We start from the raw sequence: 16,537 nt of genomic DNA on the forward strand, positions 1-16,537 counted from the left end.
ATGCATTTTTCACATGCACATTATTATAGTATAAAGGTTTTTTTACTTGAAAACAATAGAAAATAGGAATAGTCCAGGCGGCTTAAACCTTGATACTGTAGGCTATTTTAACGAAAGATATGAAAGTTGAAAGTGACATTCGTCACAATCATCGTTAAATATTCCCTTTCATACAAGCTTATTAGTTGGATAAAACTATAGTAAAAGTTAAGTTTGGAGTGAGCGCATTGTCAGAACCTTTTCAAAATCAATCATTAGGCCTGGCCATTACTAGTATGGATCTATCAGGGGATGATTCGAATTTGAATGAAGATCGCTATGAGATTTATGTTAACAATGATTTTATCGGATATAAGACCTTATTAAACGCAAGTGATGAGTTAAGAGATGTAGATGATTTTATAAAAAGGCAAGGATTAAAAAATTTTCAAACAGAACAACATGGAGACCATTATCATATACGGACCGATGAAGTGGAGCGGATGAAAGCGATCATCGATGTGTATTGTCAAAATCGATAATGATAATAGGAGGGGATTAAATGCGAAATCGTAATAAAATATTAGTTCCGGAAGCAAGAAAAGGCTTGGATGAATTAAAGGCAAAGGTAGCCCAAACAAATCATCCAGAAATGGCCAAATTTGAAGTTGCCGAAGAATTAGGTGTTCCACTTAAAAAAGGCTATAATGGACAATTGACTTCGTATCAGGCCGGTAAAGTCGGTGGCAAATTGGGTGGGAATATGGTTAAAGAACTAGTAAAAATGGCCCAACAAAATTTATCAAAAAAAGGACCCCATTAATGGGGTCTATTTTTTAGGATTTTCCGTTGGTTAGGTTGTAAAGAGCTTATCTAAAATGGATTACATTTGTGGAGCTTGCATACCCATTTGTTCCCATTCTTCTTTGGAGGGACCATAAAGCCCAGGGACGGAAAGACCAGCCTGACGCATCAAAACGGTCATTTGTCCACGGTGGTGAATTTGATGTTGGATTAAAAACTGTAACAGCATTCCGATTCTCATTTCACGACCAAAGAAATTAACTGTTTCTTCTAATTTCTCATCATCTGTCCATTGATTGACAACTGCATTAAAAAATGCTTCACTTGCCTGAGAATAACTGTCAGCAATGAATTTAGCAGAAGGTGGTACTGGGAAGTCTTCACTTTCAGCGACAAATGCTAAATCTGTAGGTTCTGTCATCGCGCGAATCGCCGTAACAATATGCCAAGCAACCCGTCCTAACGTCCAATTCTCCGGGGTAATTTCTTGCTTAAGTGATTCATCAGTTAGTTGATTAAATAGACGAAGAGTTACAGCCGATTCATATAACCAAGATTGTAGAAATCCATTAACAGTAAAGAACATTTAGTTTCCCCCAATATCTTTTTATTTTAAAAAAATCCCGGGATCAATGCCACGGGATTTTTATAAATATTAAACGAATTCTGCTACTAACTTGTCAAAATGAGCTTGATCAAGCTTTAAGTCTGCTTGAGAAAGCGGTTTTTCAGAGTAGCCTTGAACTAACTCTTGGTATGATTTACGGTTTGTATCTTGATAAATTAATCCTGTAACAAGACCGTTATGTTTCATTAAGGTCTGCATTGCCTGTTCACGGTTATGTGGGTCATAACCTTCAATATCAGATAATTTTGTTAGATTTTCTTTAAACCAATCATATGTGTTTACTTTATTGTACGTAACACAAGGGCTAAAAACATTGATTAAAGAAAAACCTTTATGGTTTAATCCAGCTTCAATTAAAGCTGTTAAATCTTTTAAATCCGTTGAGAAGCTTTGTGCAACAAACGTAGCTCCAACTGTTAATGCCAATTCCATTGGTGAAATAGCTTGCTCAATGGAACCTGCAGGCGTAGATTTTGTTTTAAAACCTGCCGCAGAACGCGGTGAGGTTTGTCCTTTTGTTAATCCGTAAATTTGGTTATCCATAACAATATATGTGATATCAAGATTACGACGAATGGCATGAACAGTATGACCCATACCAATTGCAAATCCATCGCCATCTCCACCAGAGGCAATTACAGTTAAATCACGGTTAGCCATTTTGACACCTTGAGCAATCGGTAGTGAGCGCCCATGAATTCCATGGAAACCATATGAATTGATATAACCAGAAATACGGCCTGAGCATCCGATTCCTGAAATGACAGCTAAATTTTCAGGTTCTAAACCAACATTTGCTGCTGCACGCTGAATGGCAGCTTGTACAGAGAAGTCACCACAGCCTGGGCACCAGTTCGGTTTTACGCTGTTACGAAAGTCTTTAAAAGTGGCCATTTAGAACAACTCCTTACATTTTGTGTGTACTTCATGCGGTAAGAATGGATTTCCATCATATTTTAGGATTTTAGTTATTTTTTCACCATGACCGACATTCATTTTCATAATGTTTGCTAATTGGCCAGTAGCATTGTTTTCAATAACCGCAATTTTCTTTGCAGACTTAATTAACGGCATCAATTCATCTGTTGGGAATGGGTGAATTAAACGAATATGTGCATGATTCACTTTGATTCCGTCTTTCTCTAAACGCTCCATCGCTTCTTCAATTGCACCACGAGTAGAGTTAAAACCAACGATTAAAAGGTCTGCTTCTTCATGTTGAGCATTTTTATAAACAGGTGTATTGAAACGAATATTTTCAATCTTACGTAAACGCTTATCCATTTGTGCATTTCGGTTTGCCGCAGATTCAGATGGCTTACCAGTTTCATCATGTTCAACACCTGTAACATGGTGAATACCATTTTTCATTCCTGGAATTACACGAGGAGATACACCATCCTCAGTTACTTCAAAACGTTTGAAATAACCTTTATCTGCTACTTCTGGAAGATCGCCAGCTAATAGTTTACCACGACGGATTTCAACCTTATCAAGTTCTAAAGGTTCAACCGTTTGTTTACCAAGAGATAACTGAAGATCAGTAATTAAAATGACAGGGCATTGATATTCTTCAGCAAGGTTAAGCGCTTCAGCTGTATCATAGAAAGCTTCTTGAACCGTACTTGGCGCCATTACAATCTTAGGAATTTCACCGTGAGTACCATAAATCATGGCCATTAAATCAGATTGCTCTTGTTTTGTTGGTAATCCAGTTGATGGACCTCCACGCTGCGTATCAATAATAACGATAGGTTGTTCTGTAATACCCGCTAAACCAATTGCTTCCATTTTTAATGAAAGGCCAGGTCCAGCAGATGCTGTAATAGCACGAACACCGCCATAGTTTGCTCCAATCGCCATTGTTACCGCTGCGATTTCGTCTTCTGTTTGAATAACTGTCCCGCCTAGTGCTGGTAGCTTCTTAATTAAATATTCCATAATCTCAGAAGCTGGAGTAATTGGGTATGCAGCCATAAAGCGAGTACCACCTGCTAATGCACCAAGTGCGATAGCATCGTTACCAATCATAAATAAACGTTTTTTACCATCAGCTTTTTCTAGCTGCATCGTTTCAACGTCGCCTAGTTCATTTTTCATATAGTCAAAGCCAGCTTTAATGGCTTCCATATTTTTATCAACAACTTGTTGACCTTTACGACCAAAAATTTCTTGAACTACCTCTTCAAAAACATTAATATCTAGGTCAAGTACAGCTGAAGTAGCCCCAATCGCAACCATGTTTTTCATAAGGGATGTTCCAAGTTCTGTCGCAATATCTGTAAATGGTACTGCATATAATGCCGCGTTTGTATCTTCTGGTTTTTTCGGATCAAATTTTGCATCTGCCATAATGACACCATGGTCATGTAATTCTTTGTAGTTAAGATCGATTGTTTCTTGGTCAAAAGCTACAAGAATATCCAAATCATCAGAAATAGAACGAACTTCCGTCGTGCTTACCCGGATTTTATTGTTGGTATGACCACCTTTAATACGTGAGGAAAAGTGGCGATAACCGTATAAATAATAACCAAGTCGGTTCAAAGCAATTGAAAAAATTTCTCCGGTACTTTCAATACCTTCCCCTTGCTGTCCACCAACTTTCCATGAAAGTTGCTTTATCATGACTTACACCCCTTTAAATATGTAAAAAACGTTATTATAATTCTGATAGTATACCTCTATACGATATATAAAAAAAATGTATGTAGGCGTACTAAACGCTTTCAATTCTAGACCTATGAGCCAAAAAATGCAACCCTTTCAGCCTAATTATTGAACAAAATATGAATATTTTTTATTTATAAAAATAATAATATATTTTTTGGATAATTCGTAATAAAAAGAAAAAACCCGCCTTTTGGCGAGCCTTGGAAATGATACTATTTTTATCTCGGTTCAACGATCAGTTTGATGGCTGTTCGTTCTTCTCCATCAATCTTAATATCGGTAAATGCTGGGATACAAATAAGATCGACCCCGCTAGGTGCCACAAACCCTCGTGCAATTGCTACTGCTTTTACAGCTTGATTTAATGCACCCGCACCAATTGCTTGAATTTCTGCAGCCCCTCTTTCACGCAGAACTCCAGCAAGCGCACCAGCTACCGAATTAGGATTAGATTTTGCTGAAACTTTTAAGATTTCCATCCCTAGCTCCTCCTTGTTTAATCCCGATCTGTGCATGATTCTCCATGTAAATCAGGTTAATTCTAAAAATGATTATTAGGCTTCGTGAAATTCCTACACCAATAATCTTGCAGTAGATATAATCGGGTACTAATAAGACTATTTCTAGCCCTAGTACTGATAAATCGTTCCACTGCTACTATATTCAGGGAATGAATCGCATATTCCGGCTTGGACAAATATTGTATAAAAATTGTATAAAAAAATAAAAAAACCTCTTTCAAAAGAGGTTTTTAAACAACCATTATAGTGGTTGGTCATCATTGATCAAAATTCGCTCAATTTTTTTAGCTAATCCTGTTTTAGGATCTAGATGAACTAAAGCAGCATTTAGTTGGGATCTTCCCGTCTTTGGCACCTCAAAACGAACGGGTAAATTCGTTAAGAAACGCTTGATGACTAAATCCTTTTCAACCCCGAGTATTCCATCATACGGACCAGTCATTCCTACATCAGTTAAATAGGCTGTCCCTTGCGGCAATACTCTGTTATCAGCCGTTTGCACATGTGTGTGTGTCCCAATAACAGCTGTAACCCGACCATCTAAATACCAGCCAAGAGCCTGTTTTTCACTTGTGGCTTCAGCATGAAAATCAACAAAGATTATCGATGTTCTTTTCTTTGCTTCTTGAATTAACACGTCCGCTTTTTTGAAAGGACAGTCAATAGCTGGAAGAAAGGTCCTTCCTTGAAGGCTGATGATAGCAACTTCTAACTCGTTCATCCTATAAAAGACCATTCCCTTGCCGGGATTTTCTTCAGGAAAATTAGCGGGACGAACCAGATACTTTGCTTCATCGATAAATTCAAAGATTTCTCGGTTATCCCAAGTATGATTCCCAAGTGTCACGACATTAGCACCTGATTCTAAAAACTGTCGATAAATTTCATTGGTTATCCCTTTGCCCCCAGCAGCATTTTCTCCATTAATAATGGTAAGGTGAGGTCGGTACTTTTCCTTTAATTTAGGTAGGTATTGTTTAACCATTTCTCGGCCAGGTGAACCTACCACATCACCGATAAATAATATATACATTAGAATTTCCTTTCTATAACATGTCGTTTAGTCTATTTTAGCACAAATAATAACTTTATATTAACAACCTAAAATTATAAAGGCGGTGCTATTGCACCGCCTCTTAGTACTTAATTATTTGGCATATTCTACTGCTCTTGTTTCTCTAATAACAGTTACTTTAATGTGTCCAGGATAATCAAGTTCTTCTTCGATTCGTTTACGAATATCCCGCGCTAAGCGATGGGCAGCAAGGTCATCGATTGCTTCTGGCTTAACCATAATTCGAATTTCTCGACCAGCTTGTATCGCAAAGGATTTTTCAACACCTTCATAAGACTCTGAAATCTCCTCTAGTTTTTCTAGACGGCGGATATAGTTTTCTAACGTTTCACTTCTTGCTCCAGGTCTTGCTGCGGATAGGGCATCTGCAGCAGCTACCAATACCGCAATCACCGATGTAGGCTCGGTATCTCCATGATGGGAGGCAATACTATTTATTACAATAGCATTCTCTTTATACTTAGTAGCAAGCTCCACTCCAATTTCAACATGGCTACCTTCCACCTCATGGTCAATTGCCTTACCAATATCATGCAATAAACCAGCACGGCGGGCTAATGTCTCGTCCTCGCCTAGTTCGGCTGCAAGTAGACCAGCTAAATAAGCAACCTCAGTTGAATGCTTCAGAACATTTTGCCCATAACTTGTACGGTATTTTAAGCGGCCTAAAATTTTAATTAAATCCGGGTGTAATCCGTGAACTCCAACCTCAAAAGTGGTTTGCTCACCAATTTCTCGGATATGTTCATCGACTTCACGTCGCGCTTTATCAACCATTTCTTCAATTCGGGCTGGATGGATACGTCCATCTTGAACTAACTTATCTAATGCTAAACGAGCTGTTTCACGGCGAATTGGATCAAACCCAGATAGAATAACGGCTTCCGGTGTATCGTCAATAATTAAATCAATTCCCGTAAGTGTTTCAAGAGTCCTAATATTGCGACCTTCACGTCCAATGATTCTCCCTTTCATTTCATCATTAGGAAGGTTGACAACCGAAACCGTTGTTTCAGCGACATGATCAGCGGCACAACGTTGGATTGCCAATGAAAGAATTTCTTTAGCTTTTTTATCGCCTTCTTCTTTTGCACGGCTCTCAGACTCTTTTACGATTACTGCTATGTCATGTGCAAGCTCTTGTTCGACACGATCCAAAATAATCGCTTTTGCTTCCTCTCTCGTTAGGCTAGAGATACGTTCGAGTTCAGTTTGCTGTAATCGTACCATCTCTTCCACTTTGCTTTCCATCTCTTCAATATGCTGTTGTCTTTGGTTTAGAGAATCGTCTTTTTTCTCCAATTGAATTTCACGCTTATTAAGTGATTCATCCTTTCGGTCAAGATTCTCCTCTTTTTGCAGTAAACGATTTTCTTGTTTTTGCAGTTCATTTCTTCGTTCACGAACATCACGTTCTGCTTCTGTACGAAGCTTGTGAATTTCATCCTTTGCTTCAAGCAAAGCTTCCTTTTTCAAGCTTTCCGCTTCACGTTTGCCATCTTCAAGGATTTGCTCTGCAGCAGTCTTTGCACCAGCAATTTTTGCTTCCGCAGTGGATTTACGAATAATATAGCCAACAACTGCACCGACGATAAGGCTCAGCAAAATGGAGATGATGAGTATAAAATATTGCATCGTTACACCTCCTCTTGCTATGAACTTTTTACGTTTTTAAGTGTCGGCATGTACATTGTCAAAATATCAACATACAGCGCAAAGGCTTTCAAACCTTCAATACTCATAAAAAATGTAAAATATACATATTTAATTTTATAGCTGCATATAGACCATTGTCAAGGGTTTGCCAGTCTATGCTAGAAATATCTAGAAACTCTTCTGTTTTTGAACGGCTTTTTCCTTAAAACGAAAGAGACTAGAAATATTCTAGTCCCTTCAATAAATTAATCTAAAAGTTCAATTTGATCTTCATCTTCTTCGGTTTCGGTAACAACCTTTACTCCATCAAGACCAAAATGGTCGCGAATTTTTTGTTGAATTTCCTGGCGTAGTGATGGGTTCTCTTTTAGGTATAGTTTCGCATTTTCACGGCCTTGTCCAATGCGCTCATTGTTATAAGAATACCAAGATCCGCTCTTTTGGATAATATCCAACTCTGAGCCGATATCAACGATCTCGCCCTCTCTAGATATACCTTCTCCATACATAATATCAACTTCAGCTGTACGGAATGGCGGAGCAACTTTATTTTTTACTACTTTAATTTTGGTTTTATTACCAACTAAGTCAGTTCCTTGCTTTAATTGCTCAGCACGACGCACTTCAAGTCTAATGGTAGAATAGAACTTTAGGGCACGTCCGCCAGGTGTCGTCTCAGGGTTTCCGAACATGACACCAACCTTTTCACGAATTTGGTTGATGAATACAGCGATCGTTTTGGATTTGTTGATTGCACCGGAAAGTTTCCGTAAAGCCTGTGACATGAGGCGTGCTTGAAGACCTACGTGAGCATCTCCCATTTCTCCTTCAATCTCCGCTTTTGGAACCAATGCCGCAACAGAGTCGATAACAATAATATCAATCGCCCCGCTTCGTACAAGAGCCTCAGCAATTTCTAACGCTTGTTCCCCAGTATCCGGTTGGGATAATAATAACTCATCAATATTAACTCCTAATTTTTGCGCATAGGCAGGGTCAAGTGCATGCTCAGCGTCAATAAAGGCTGCTTGTCCTCCACTTGCTTGCACCTCTGCAATGGCGTGTAGGGCAACAGTAGTTTTACCTGAACTCTCTGGTCCGTAAATTTCAATAATACGCCCTCTAGGGTATCCACCCACTCCGAGCGCCGCATCTAAGGCTAATGAACCACTAGGAACAGTTGAAATTTGCCGATCTGTCTGTTCACCAAGTTTCATGATAGAGCCTTTACCAAACTGTTTTTCTATTTGCTTTAAAGCCATTTCTAAGGCTGCTTTACGATCACTCACTCTATTTCCTCCTTTAAAATGAAGTAAGAAAAATCTAGTAAATAGCATTCTTACATCTTTAAATTCTAACTCTACTATAAACGTTTTTTGAAAGTTTGTCGAGCATAAAATCGAACATTCATTCGATTTTATTTTTCTAATACTTGGCTCAAAGTTGCAAAATCAGAACAAAAATGGAGTACTTTACTAAAATATCGCGCTTAAATATTCATTTTGTAAAATTGACTGAAAAAAGCACAGTGAACATCAAATGTTCAATCTGCGCTTTCAGATAGGTACTTTATTAAAAAATAATAGCCAAACTTCACGGCTCGGGTTCTAATCGCCTCTCTACTGCCAGCTAAATTTAATTTTTCTACAAATTGCTTTCCTTTAATATGAAGCCCAATATACACTGTTCCTACTGGTTTACCTTCCAACTCATCTGGACCAGCAACCCCCGTAAAGCTTATCCCTATGTCTGACTTCAATAGTTCTGCCATATTCGTTGCCAATTCAGTAGCACAAGCCTCACTGACAGCACCATCATAATCAATCGTACTTGGATTTACTTTTACTAGATTGATCTTTGCGTCATTGGTATAACAGACAACACCACCCATTAAGTGGCTGCCTGCGCCGGGAATGGAGGTAAATTGTTCCTGAAACATTCCACCAGTTAAACTCTCGGCACACGAGATTGTTAAGGCATTTTTATGAATTAGCGAAAATGCTTCTTTCAGCAAGGATGTATCATCGTACCCATAAAGATACTGACCGACTCGTTTGCGAATTTTTTCTTCCGTTTGGTCTAGTAATTTGTACGCCTCGGTCTCGTTATCATGTTTGGCCGTTAATCGTAACGTAACTTCACCATCTGAGGCAAGTGGGGCAATCGTTGGATTCGTCTGGGCATCGATTAAATCTTCTAACTCTGTTTCCAACTGTGCTTCTCCAATTCCAAAAAAGCGTAGAACCCTAGAAATAATTTTATCGTTCGTTGCCAATTTAGTATGTAACGCCTTGCGGCCATACACCGAAAACATTGGTTCCATTTCCTTTGGAGGACCGGGTAATAAAATATAAATTTTCTCATTATGTTTATATAACATACCTGGGGCCATACCATTGTCATTTTGCAAAACTTCACAGTTTTCTAAAACTAGTGCTTGTTTTTTATTATTGTCGGTCATTACTCGATTGGTTTTTGCAAAAAATTGTTCAATAGAACGAAGAGCAAATTCATCCATAATTAATGAAGTTTTTAAGTGATTAGCAATTGTTTCTTTTGTTAGGTCATCTTTAGTCGGCCCAAGACCTCCTGTTAGGAGGATAATATCCGATCTAGTGTCGGCAATCTTAAGTGCCTGTTTAAGTCTTTCGGAGTTATCCCCAACAACGGTGTGATAATATACATTTACACCTAATTCAGCTAATTGTTGAGACAAAAAACGGGCATTCGTATTAACGATTTGCCCTAATAAAAGTTCAGAACCAACTGCAATAATTTCAGCATTCAAAGGCTGAATCCTCCTTACCAACTTACTTGGAATTTTTAAATACAGCTTTATTTTTCACAAAATAATCCCAGCCAGACCAAACCGTAAAGATAAGAGCCACCCACATGGAAATTTCATCAAACGGAATGGAAAAATATTCAAAAATGGTATTGTGTAAAAGAAATGCCGAAATGGCCACAATTTGTGCCCACATTTTAATTTTCCCAAGCGTTTTCGCTGCGGCCACTTCACCTTGGCCGGCTAGAACTAATCTTAATCCAGTGACGGCAAACTCACGACTAATAATAACAATCGCAATCCAAGATGCAATATAGTTAAATTCAACCAATACTATTAATGCGGCGGATACTAAGAGCTTATCCGCGAGCGGGTCTAAGAACTTACCGAGATTGGTTACAAGATTATGTTTTCTCGCATAATGACCGTCCACCCAATCTGTAGAGGCGGCAAATATAAATATTAAAGCTCCTACAAAGTGTGTAACGGGTAAATCAACACCAAGAAAATACATTTCTCCCCAGTTGAATGGCATTAACATAATAATTAAAAACAAGGGAATAAGTAAAATTCTAGAAACCGTTATTTTATTTGGAATATTCATCCCTAAAACCTCCAATTACCAATATCAAACGTCCGATCAAATTTGTTCCTACATGAAAGCACACAAAAGAATAGCCATCTGAAAGATGTCTATTCAACAGTAGGAACAAAACGAATCACGATATCCTGGCGAACTTCATCGCCTGGGGCAATCGCATACTCGACTTTTTGATCATTCACATATATTTCTGTGTCTATAGATCTTCCGATAATCAAAACAGCCTCTGATTCTTTTGAATAATCAACCGTTTGACTTTCTTGCCCACCTTTTTTCAACATTCCTTGAAATAAAGAAAAACCTTTACCATTTTTCATATTTACCCAAGTTTCACCTGTAGAAACTAATTTTAATTCGAAACGATCGGTATTCTTTAATTCATATGTAGTTTTGTATCCACTGGAAGAAACGACAGAGATTTCCTGAGAGGGTGTATCAGGTGTTTCTTCAATAGGATCATTACTATCTGGACTATTGGGACTTTCTGGTGTGGGATTATCTGTTACAACATCATTTGACTTATCTTCTGAATCTGGCTCCTTCTTCTGTTTTTCACCTGCATTATCAACCTGGTATTGAACTGGCTCACTGTCTGTTTCCAGTTGTTCATTTGATTGGTCTCCTGCATATTTTTGAAGAAAATAATAGGCCAAGCCTGCCGCACCTAAAAGAAATACAATAATTAATACTTTAGGTAGCAAATCCAGTACTTTTGAATTTCCTTCGGGGATGCTTTTTCTAGTTTTAACACGAGAAAGTTCTGGCAATTCTGTACTTACAATCGAAGGAACATCCTCTTTATAAAGGTCAAAGATTTCCTCCGGATTTAAATCCACTGCTTCAGCATATTGCTTAATAAATGCCCGTATATAAAATTTTCCAGGCATAATTTTATAATTGCCTTCTTCGATACCAAGTAAGTACCGCTTTTGAATTTTTGTTAAATTCTGCAATTCATCCAAGGTAATACCTTTTGCTTCCCGAGCTTCCTTTAATCGATTACCTAATTCTGTCAATGCAAACACCTTCCATTTTAAAAATCAAATCCTCCAAAATCCGAGTCAGAGAACATCTGATTTTGATTTACTACTTCATATGTAATTTCTTCGTCAGGATGGCTTCTTAATTCAATGATATAGTCAAAATCATCTAATGTGTATTCTGTATTTTGAACAAATATATCTGGATGCTCCACCACTTTAACGGCAGATAAGCGCATAATTTCACGTACCAGCTGAAGATGGCGTTCATTTGCACGCCTAGTAGAGACAATTCCATCAATAATGAAGAGGTTATTTACGTTATATTCATCTTGAATGAGCTGATTACGTATCGTTTGCTTTAATAATGTCGACGAAACAAAAAGCCATCGTTTATTCGCACAAACACTTGCAGCTACAATTGATTCTGTTTTCCCAACACGAGGCATTCCTCGAATGCCAATTAATTTATGGCCTTCCTGCTTATATAATTCTGCCATAAAATCTACTAACAATCCAAGTTCATCACGACCAAACCGAAACGTTTTTTTATCATCTGCATCTCTTTGGATATAACGCCCATGTCGTACAGCTAGACGATCTCTAAGCTTCGGTTCCCTTATTTTTATTACTTTTATTGTATCCATCGTTGCTAAAATAGACTCTAATCTTTGGATCTGATAGTCATCTTTTGCTAAAATTAATAATCCTCTTCGACCTTCATCCACACCGTTAATCGTGATAATATTGATAGAGAGCATCCCTAAAAGCGATGAAATATCTCCTAATAAACCAGGACGATTTTTTTGAATTTCATATTCTAAATACCATTCTTTTTTATCCATAAGAACCCTCCTGAATTTATTGAAAGCTCGAAACGAAATTAAAATAGCAACAGGGTTTAAGAAAGAAGTCTAAACGACATTTTTCGCAAAAACCTCCCTACCTATCATATCTGATTTTAACTTATTATGAAAGAAAAAACACCAAAGAACAAAAGATAACGCTAAAAAGAGAGGGTGTTTCACCCTCTCTTTTTTGAAACTATTTTTGGACTAATTTCACCATCATATTAGCAATAGCTTTCTGCTCTTCCTCACTTGCCACTGACCAAAGATCAGACAAAATTCTTTCTTGATCATTTTTAGGTTCTACTTGCCCAGCAAGATAATCACCAATTTGGTAGGCCAAATCAGTAATAACATTATTACTCATTCCTTGGTCTTGTGCTTGGTCCAAGCGTTCTCCTAGGAAATCTTTCCATTGTTGCCAGTTATCTAAAACAGACATATATATACCTCCTATATAAGTAGTACAAGTATATTATGTGACCTATGTAATAATTTATACGCGACTTCCTTTGAAAAATAGAAGGTTTTTTAGCCATTTTAAGTGTACCAACCACCATTAATAGCTAGGACTTGTCCCGTAATATAGGAGGACATATCAGAAAGTAAAAACGAAACCCCATTAGCAATTTCCTCTGGTTTACCTAACCTTCCCATTGGAATTTCACTACTAATTAAGTTCATTTCTTCTTCATTTATATGTTGATTCATTCTTGTATCAATTACTCCAGGTGCAATCGCATTTACCCTTACCCCCGAAGGTGCAACCTCTTTGCTTAACCCCTTAACAAATGCAATTTGTGCACCTTTGACAGTGGAATAAGTGACTTCACAAGCCCCTCCAGTCTGTCCCCAAATCGATGAAATGACAATGATATTTCCTTTCCCTTTCCTAATCATTTTAGGCAAAAGCATTTTTGTTAATAACAATGGTGCTGTGATATGAACTTTAATTAATCTTTCCACAGATTCCCGGTCAATATCTGTCAATAAACCTATATGTGTATGTCCACCGCAATGTACAATCCCATCTAATGAAAAAATATTTGAAACCATTCTATCATATTCACTTTCGTTGCTTAAATCACCCTGAATGGGAATGTATTCTCCTTTATAGACTTTCAATTCATTTAGTAAATCGGCAATTTGAGCTTTATTTTGATGGTAATGTAAGTACAAGTTATAACCCTCTTTTGCCAATTGAGTTGCAATGGCTTTGCCAATTCCCCCACTTGCACCAGTAATAAAAATAAATCGTTTCATCCTTCATTCCCCGTTTTTATCCTCATTTTAACGTATAAAAATAACAAGCGATAGCTTAATCCGAAAAAAGGGAATGACTTTTAAAGTCATTCCAACTTCATTATTTTTTTGGCACTACCTGACAAACGGTAAACCTTTCTTCTGAAATAAACTCTGCTGCCGTCGATTTCACATCTTCCACTGTTATCTTTTCTAATGTTGGCACCACTTCGAATAGATCCATTTCATTAAACGCATACCGTGTAAATTGATTGGCAATATATTCCGGGGAATTGATGGAACGCAAAAATGCACCAATCCTTTTCTTTTTCGCCTTATTTAACGTTTCATCTGTAATCCCGGTTCCTTTTGCGGTATCTATTAACATATTCTCTAGACTTGCGGCCAATTGATCGGGCTCTCGAGTATCTCCACCAAGAATCGCAAAGCCAAAGCCGTGTTCCGCTGTAAAATCATAAGAGAAAGTCTCATCAATCAATCCTTCAGAGTACAACTTTTGATAATTTTCAGAGCTTTTACCAAATGAGAGGTCTAACAATAAATTTATTGTTAACTCCTTTATTTGCATTTCTTTTCCACTCAACTCTTCATTTTGCGCCTTTATTCCCACTAAACATTTTGGTGTTTGAACATTCATCTGTAAAATTTTCTTTTTTTCAGCTACTTGTTCTGGCTCTTCAGCAAATTGTCGTTTGATTTCGGGTTGTTCTTCAAACGGTTTTTTAGCCTGATTCTCTTTAATAAACTTCATCGTTTCATCTACATCAACAGGACCAACCACAAATAAGAGCATATTGCTTGGATGATAAAAAGTGTAATAGCATTGATAAAGCATATCTTTCGTAATTTCAGCAATAGAATCAATTGTTCCTGCAATATCAATTTTAACAGGATGATTTTGGTACATATTTTGAATGATCCCAAAATACAACCGCCAATCAGCGTTATCATCATACATCGTTATTTCTTGGCCAATGATTCCCTTTTCCTTTTCGACTGTTTTTTCCGAAAAGTATGGGTCTTGGACAAAATCAATTAACGTTTCCAAATTCCGATCAAAGTTTGAAGTGCTTGAAAATAAATAGGCCGTTCTTGTAAATGAAGTAAATGCATTAGCTGAAGCTCCCTGCTTACTAAACTGTTGGAATACATCACCATCTTCTTTTTCAAAAAGTTTATGTTCAAGAAAATGGGCAATACCATCCGGCACCTTTACAAAATCATTTTCCCCTTTTGGTACAAAATGATTATCAATGGAACCATATTTGGTTGTGAAGGTGGCATAGGTTTTATTAAAATCTTTTTTGGGTAAGATATATACTTCTAATCCATTCGGTAATTTTTCATAAAATAACTCCTCTTGAAGCTGATTAAATGTAATTTTCTTCATTTTATTTGCCTCCCCCGATTCCGGTTAAGAAGTATATCGTATCCATCTCAATTTTTTTTGCAACAGCTACAATTTCTTCTTTTGTCACCTTTCTCGTTTCTTCTAACCACTGATCAAGACCAATGGAATGACCACCAACTACATTATGGTATAAAACCTCTACAATCCCTCGCGAAGTATCAATCGTTTCTAATAATTGATTTTCAATAACAGCCTTCGTTTGGGACAGCTCTTGGTCAGTGAATTCTCCTTTTTGCATGGCGTCCATTTGTTCTTTAATAATCCCTACAGCTTGATCAAAATTTTTAAAATCAATACCAGACATCACCATTAAGATTCCTTTATGGCTCTCAATTCTACTGGCAGCATAGTAGGCCAAGCTTGCCTTTTCCCGAACATTGATAAAAAGCTTGGAATGCGAAAACCCCCCGAAAATACCGTTAAAGACTTGAAGTGCAAAATAATCGTTATCACCAAAAACAACGTTGGTACGGTAACCAATATTTAATTTACCTTGTTTTATATCTTGTTCTTCTTTTACCTCATGAACAGAATCGATTTTTTTACGATCATAATCGCCAATCGTTTTTGGCGAACGAGGTTCAAATTGAAAAAGTCGATTTGCAATTTGTTCCACCTCCGATTCATTAACATCCCCAATCACATATAAATCAATTTCATCCTCTCTAAATGCCTTTTGATAATATTGATATAAGCCTTGGGGCGTTATTGAATCAACTTGATCAAGGACCCCATTCACCGGAAGTGAATAGGGTTCGTTAGGGAACATTTCTTCAACAAGACGCAAATTAGAATAGCGCATTTTATCGTCAAAAACAGATTGAATTCTTTGTTTTAAGGTTTTTTTCTCTTTTTCTACAGTTTCTTTATTAAAATAATCGCCTTCTGTATTGGGATGAAGGAGAATTTCAGACATAAACTCCATTGCCTTTTGAAGTAATGGTGTAGAATCGGTTAAAAATTTTTCATTCGCCACTTCCATTACAAAACTAATTATTTGATACTCACCTTTTTTGGAAAGGTCAACAAACAGTGTTGTTCCATATAGCTCATCTAAATATGACCTAAGCTCAGTCGTTGTCGCATATTTTTTTGAACTGCTTTGAAGGGCATGCGGAAGTAATGCTCTTAAGGTTACATCCTCACTGGTGATTGGAGCTTTCATTTTCCAAACAATTGTATTCGTTTTGTATTTTGGTGTTTTAACAAGATGAAGGTTATATCCCTTCAACTTAATAATCTTTTCCGGTAACAATGACATAATCTTGCCCCCTCTGAAATGTAGACACTATTTCATCTTATGTAAAGTCTGT

At 37.2% G+C, this 16,537-nt stretch carries 17 protein-coding genes; 2 read left to right on the forward strand and 15 right to left on the reverse strand.

What is annotated here, in order from left to right; genetic code table 11:
• Positions 1–227 precede the first annotated feature (227 nt).
• Both ACX9YW_RS09320 and ACX9YW_RS09325 read left to right on the forward strand, forming a co-directional pair.
• On the forward strand, positions 228–521 hold the full coding sequence (locus ACX9YW_RS09320; RefSeq protein ID WP_460345298.1) for a hypothetical protein: 294 nt from the start codon (positions 228–230) through the stop codon (positions 519–521).
• 20 nt (positions 522–541) lie between these two features.
• The gene (locus tag ACX9YW_RS09325; protein WP_460345301.1) at positions 542–802 is read left to right on the forward strand and encodes an alpha/beta-type small acid-soluble spore protein; all 261 of its coding nucleotides are present in this window, start codon (positions 542–544) and stop codon (positions 800–802) included.
• Positions 803–862: 60 nt separating this feature from the next.
• Here ACX9YW_RS09325 and ACX9YW_RS09330 read toward each other — a convergent pair whose 3' ends face one another.
• The 15 genes from ACX9YW_RS09330 to yfmF form a co-directional block, all read right to left on the reverse strand.
• Entirely contained in the window at positions 863–1,369 is a 507-nt protein-coding gene (locus tag ACX9YW_RS09330; protein WP_460345304.1) for a DinB family protein, read from the reverse strand.
• A gap of 69 nt (positions 1,370–1,438) precedes the next feature.
• Complete coding sequence (locus ACX9YW_RS09335) at positions 1,439–2,305, reverse strand: 2-oxoacid:ferredoxin oxidoreductase subunit beta (RefSeq protein ID WP_460345307.1); 867 nt, start codon at positions 2,303–2,305, stop codon at positions 1,439–1,441.
• Positions 2,306–4,039 (reverse strand): 2-oxoacid:acceptor oxidoreductase subunit alpha, encoded by a 1,734-nt coding sequence (locus tag ACX9YW_RS09340; RefSeq protein WP_460345310.1) that lies wholly within the window; start codon positions 4,037–4,039, stop codon positions 2,306–2,308.
• A 263-nt stretch (positions 4,040–4,302) separates the two neighbouring features.
• Positions 4,303–4,563 (reverse strand): stage V sporulation protein SpoVS, encoded by a 261-nt coding sequence (spoVS, locus tag ACX9YW_RS09345; RefSeq protein WP_026692408.1) that lies wholly within the window; start codon positions 4,561–4,563, stop codon positions 4,303–4,305.
• 283 nt (positions 4,564–4,846) lie between these two features.
• The gene (locus tag ACX9YW_RS09350) at positions 4,847–5,638 is read right to left on the reverse strand and encodes a TIGR00282 family metallophosphoesterase (RefSeq protein WP_460345314.1); all 792 of its coding nucleotides are present in this window, start codon (positions 5,636–5,638) and stop codon (positions 4,847–4,849) included.
• Positions 5,639–5,752: 114 nt separating this feature from the next.
• Positions 5,753–7,315, reverse strand: coding sequence for a ribonuclease Y (gene rny, locus ACX9YW_RS09355; RefSeq protein ID WP_460345317.1), 1,563 nt, complete (start codon positions 7,313–7,315; stop codon positions 5,753–5,755).
• Positions 7,316–7,581: 266 nt separating this feature from the next.
• Positions 7,582–8,625: a recombinase RecA gene (gene recA / locus ACX9YW_RS09360; protein WP_460345320.1), complete on the reverse strand. Its 1,044-nt coding sequence runs from the start codon at positions 8,623–8,625 to the stop codon at positions 7,582–7,584.
• A gap of 254 nt (positions 8,626–8,879) precedes the next feature.
• The gene (locus ACX9YW_RS09365; RefSeq protein ID WP_460345323.1) at positions 8,880–10,124 is read right to left on the reverse strand and encodes a competence/damage-inducible protein A; all 1,245 of its coding nucleotides are present in this window, start codon (positions 10,122–10,124) and stop codon (positions 8,880–8,882) included.
• Positions 10,125–10,146: 22 nt separating this feature from the next.
• Positions 10,147–10,725 (reverse strand): CDP-diacylglycerol--glycerol-3-phosphate 3-phosphatidyltransferase, encoded by a 579-nt coding sequence (gene pgsA, locus ACX9YW_RS09370; protein WP_460345326.1) that lies wholly within the window; start codon positions 10,723–10,725, stop codon positions 10,147–10,149.
• A gap of 89 nt (positions 10,726–10,814) precedes the next feature.
• On the reverse strand, positions 10,815–11,747 hold the full coding sequence (locus ACX9YW_RS09375; protein WP_460345328.1) for a helix-turn-helix domain-containing protein: 933 nt from the start codon (positions 11,745–11,747) through the stop codon (positions 10,815–10,817).
• Between the two features lie 8 nt (positions 11,748–11,755).
• Entirely contained in the window at positions 11,756–12,547 is a 792-nt protein-coding gene (locus tag ACX9YW_RS09380; protein WP_460345331.1) for a DUF3388 domain-containing protein, read from the reverse strand.
• Between the two features lie 199 nt (positions 12,548–12,746).
• Entirely contained in the window at positions 12,747–12,992 is a 246-nt protein-coding gene (locus ACX9YW_RS09385; RefSeq protein ID WP_460345334.1) for a DUF3243 domain-containing protein, read from the reverse strand.
• Positions 12,993–13,090: 98 nt separating this feature from the next.
• Positions 13,091–13,813, reverse strand: a complete 723-nt coding sequence (gene ymfI / locus ACX9YW_RS09390) for an elongation factor P 5-aminopentanone reductase (RefSeq protein ID WP_460345337.1) — start codon at positions 13,811–13,813, stop codon at positions 13,091–13,093.
• A 100-nt stretch (positions 13,814–13,913) separates the two neighbouring features.
• Positions 13,914–15,203: an EF-P 5-aminopentanol modification-associated protein YfmH gene (gene yfmH / locus ACX9YW_RS09395; RefSeq protein ID WP_460345340.1), complete on the reverse strand. Its 1,290-nt coding sequence runs from the start codon at positions 15,201–15,203 to the stop codon at positions 13,914–13,916.
• Between the two features lies 1 nt (position 15,204).
• Entirely contained in the window at positions 15,205–16,485 is a 1,281-nt protein-coding gene (gene yfmF, locus ACX9YW_RS09400) for an EF-P 5-aminopentanol modification-associated protein YfmF (protein WP_460345343.1), read from the reverse strand.
• Between the last annotated feature and the right edge of the window lie 52 nt (positions 16,486–16,537).

Source organism: Pseudoneobacillus rhizolycopersici (assembly GCF_054786815.1).

Bases quoted from the DNA above. Each gene is read 5' to 3' on its own strand.
- ymfI (WP_460345337.1), bottom strand. From the start codon at position 13,813: ATGAAACGATTTATTTTTATTACTGGTGCAAGTGGGGGAATTGGCAAA.
- ACX9YW_RS09325 (WP_460345301.1), top strand. From the start codon at position 542: ATGCGAAATCGTAATAAAATATTAGTTCCGGAAGCAAGAAAAGGCTTG.
- yfmF (WP_460345343.1), bottom strand. From the start codon at position 16,485: ATGTCATTGTTACCGGAAAAGATTATTAAGTTGAAGGGATATAACCTT.
- ACX9YW_RS09335 (WP_460345307.1), bottom strand. From the start codon at position 2,305: ATGGCCACTTTTAAAGACTTTCGTAACAGCGTAAAACCGAACTGGTGC.
- ACX9YW_RS09380 (WP_460345331.1), bottom strand. From the start codon at position 12,547: ATGGATAAAAAAGAATGGTATTTAGAATATGAAATTCAAAAAAATCGT.
- ACX9YW_RS09385 (WP_460345334.1), bottom strand. From the start codon at position 12,992: ATGTCTGTTTTAGATAACTGGCAACAATGGAAAGATTTCCTAGGAGAA.
- rny (WP_460345317.1), bottom strand. From the start codon at position 7,315: ATGCAATATTTTATACTCATCATCTCCATTTTGCTGAGCCTTATCGTC.
- spoVS (WP_026692408.1), bottom strand. From the start codon at position 4,563: ATGGAAATCTTAAAAGTTTCAGCAAAATCTAATCCTAATTCGGTAGCT.
- ACX9YW_RS09340 (WP_460345310.1), bottom strand. From the start codon at position 4,039: ATGATAAAGCAACTTTCATGGAAAGTTGGTGGACAGCAAGGGGAAGGT.
- ACX9YW_RS09350 (WP_460345314.1), bottom strand. From the start codon at position 5,638: ATGTATATATTATTTATCGGTGATGTGGTAGGTTCACCTGGCCGAGAA.
- ACX9YW_RS09330 (WP_460345304.1), bottom strand. From the start codon at position 1,369: ATGTTCTTTACTGTTAATGGATTTCTACAATCTTGGTTATATGAATCG.
- pgsA (WP_460345326.1), bottom strand. From the start codon at position 10,725: ATGAATATTCCAAATAAAATAACGGTTTCTAGAATTTTACTTATTCCC.
- yfmH (WP_460345340.1), bottom strand. From the start codon at position 15,203: ATGAAGAAAATTACATTTAATCAGCTTCAAGAGGAGTTATTTTATGAA.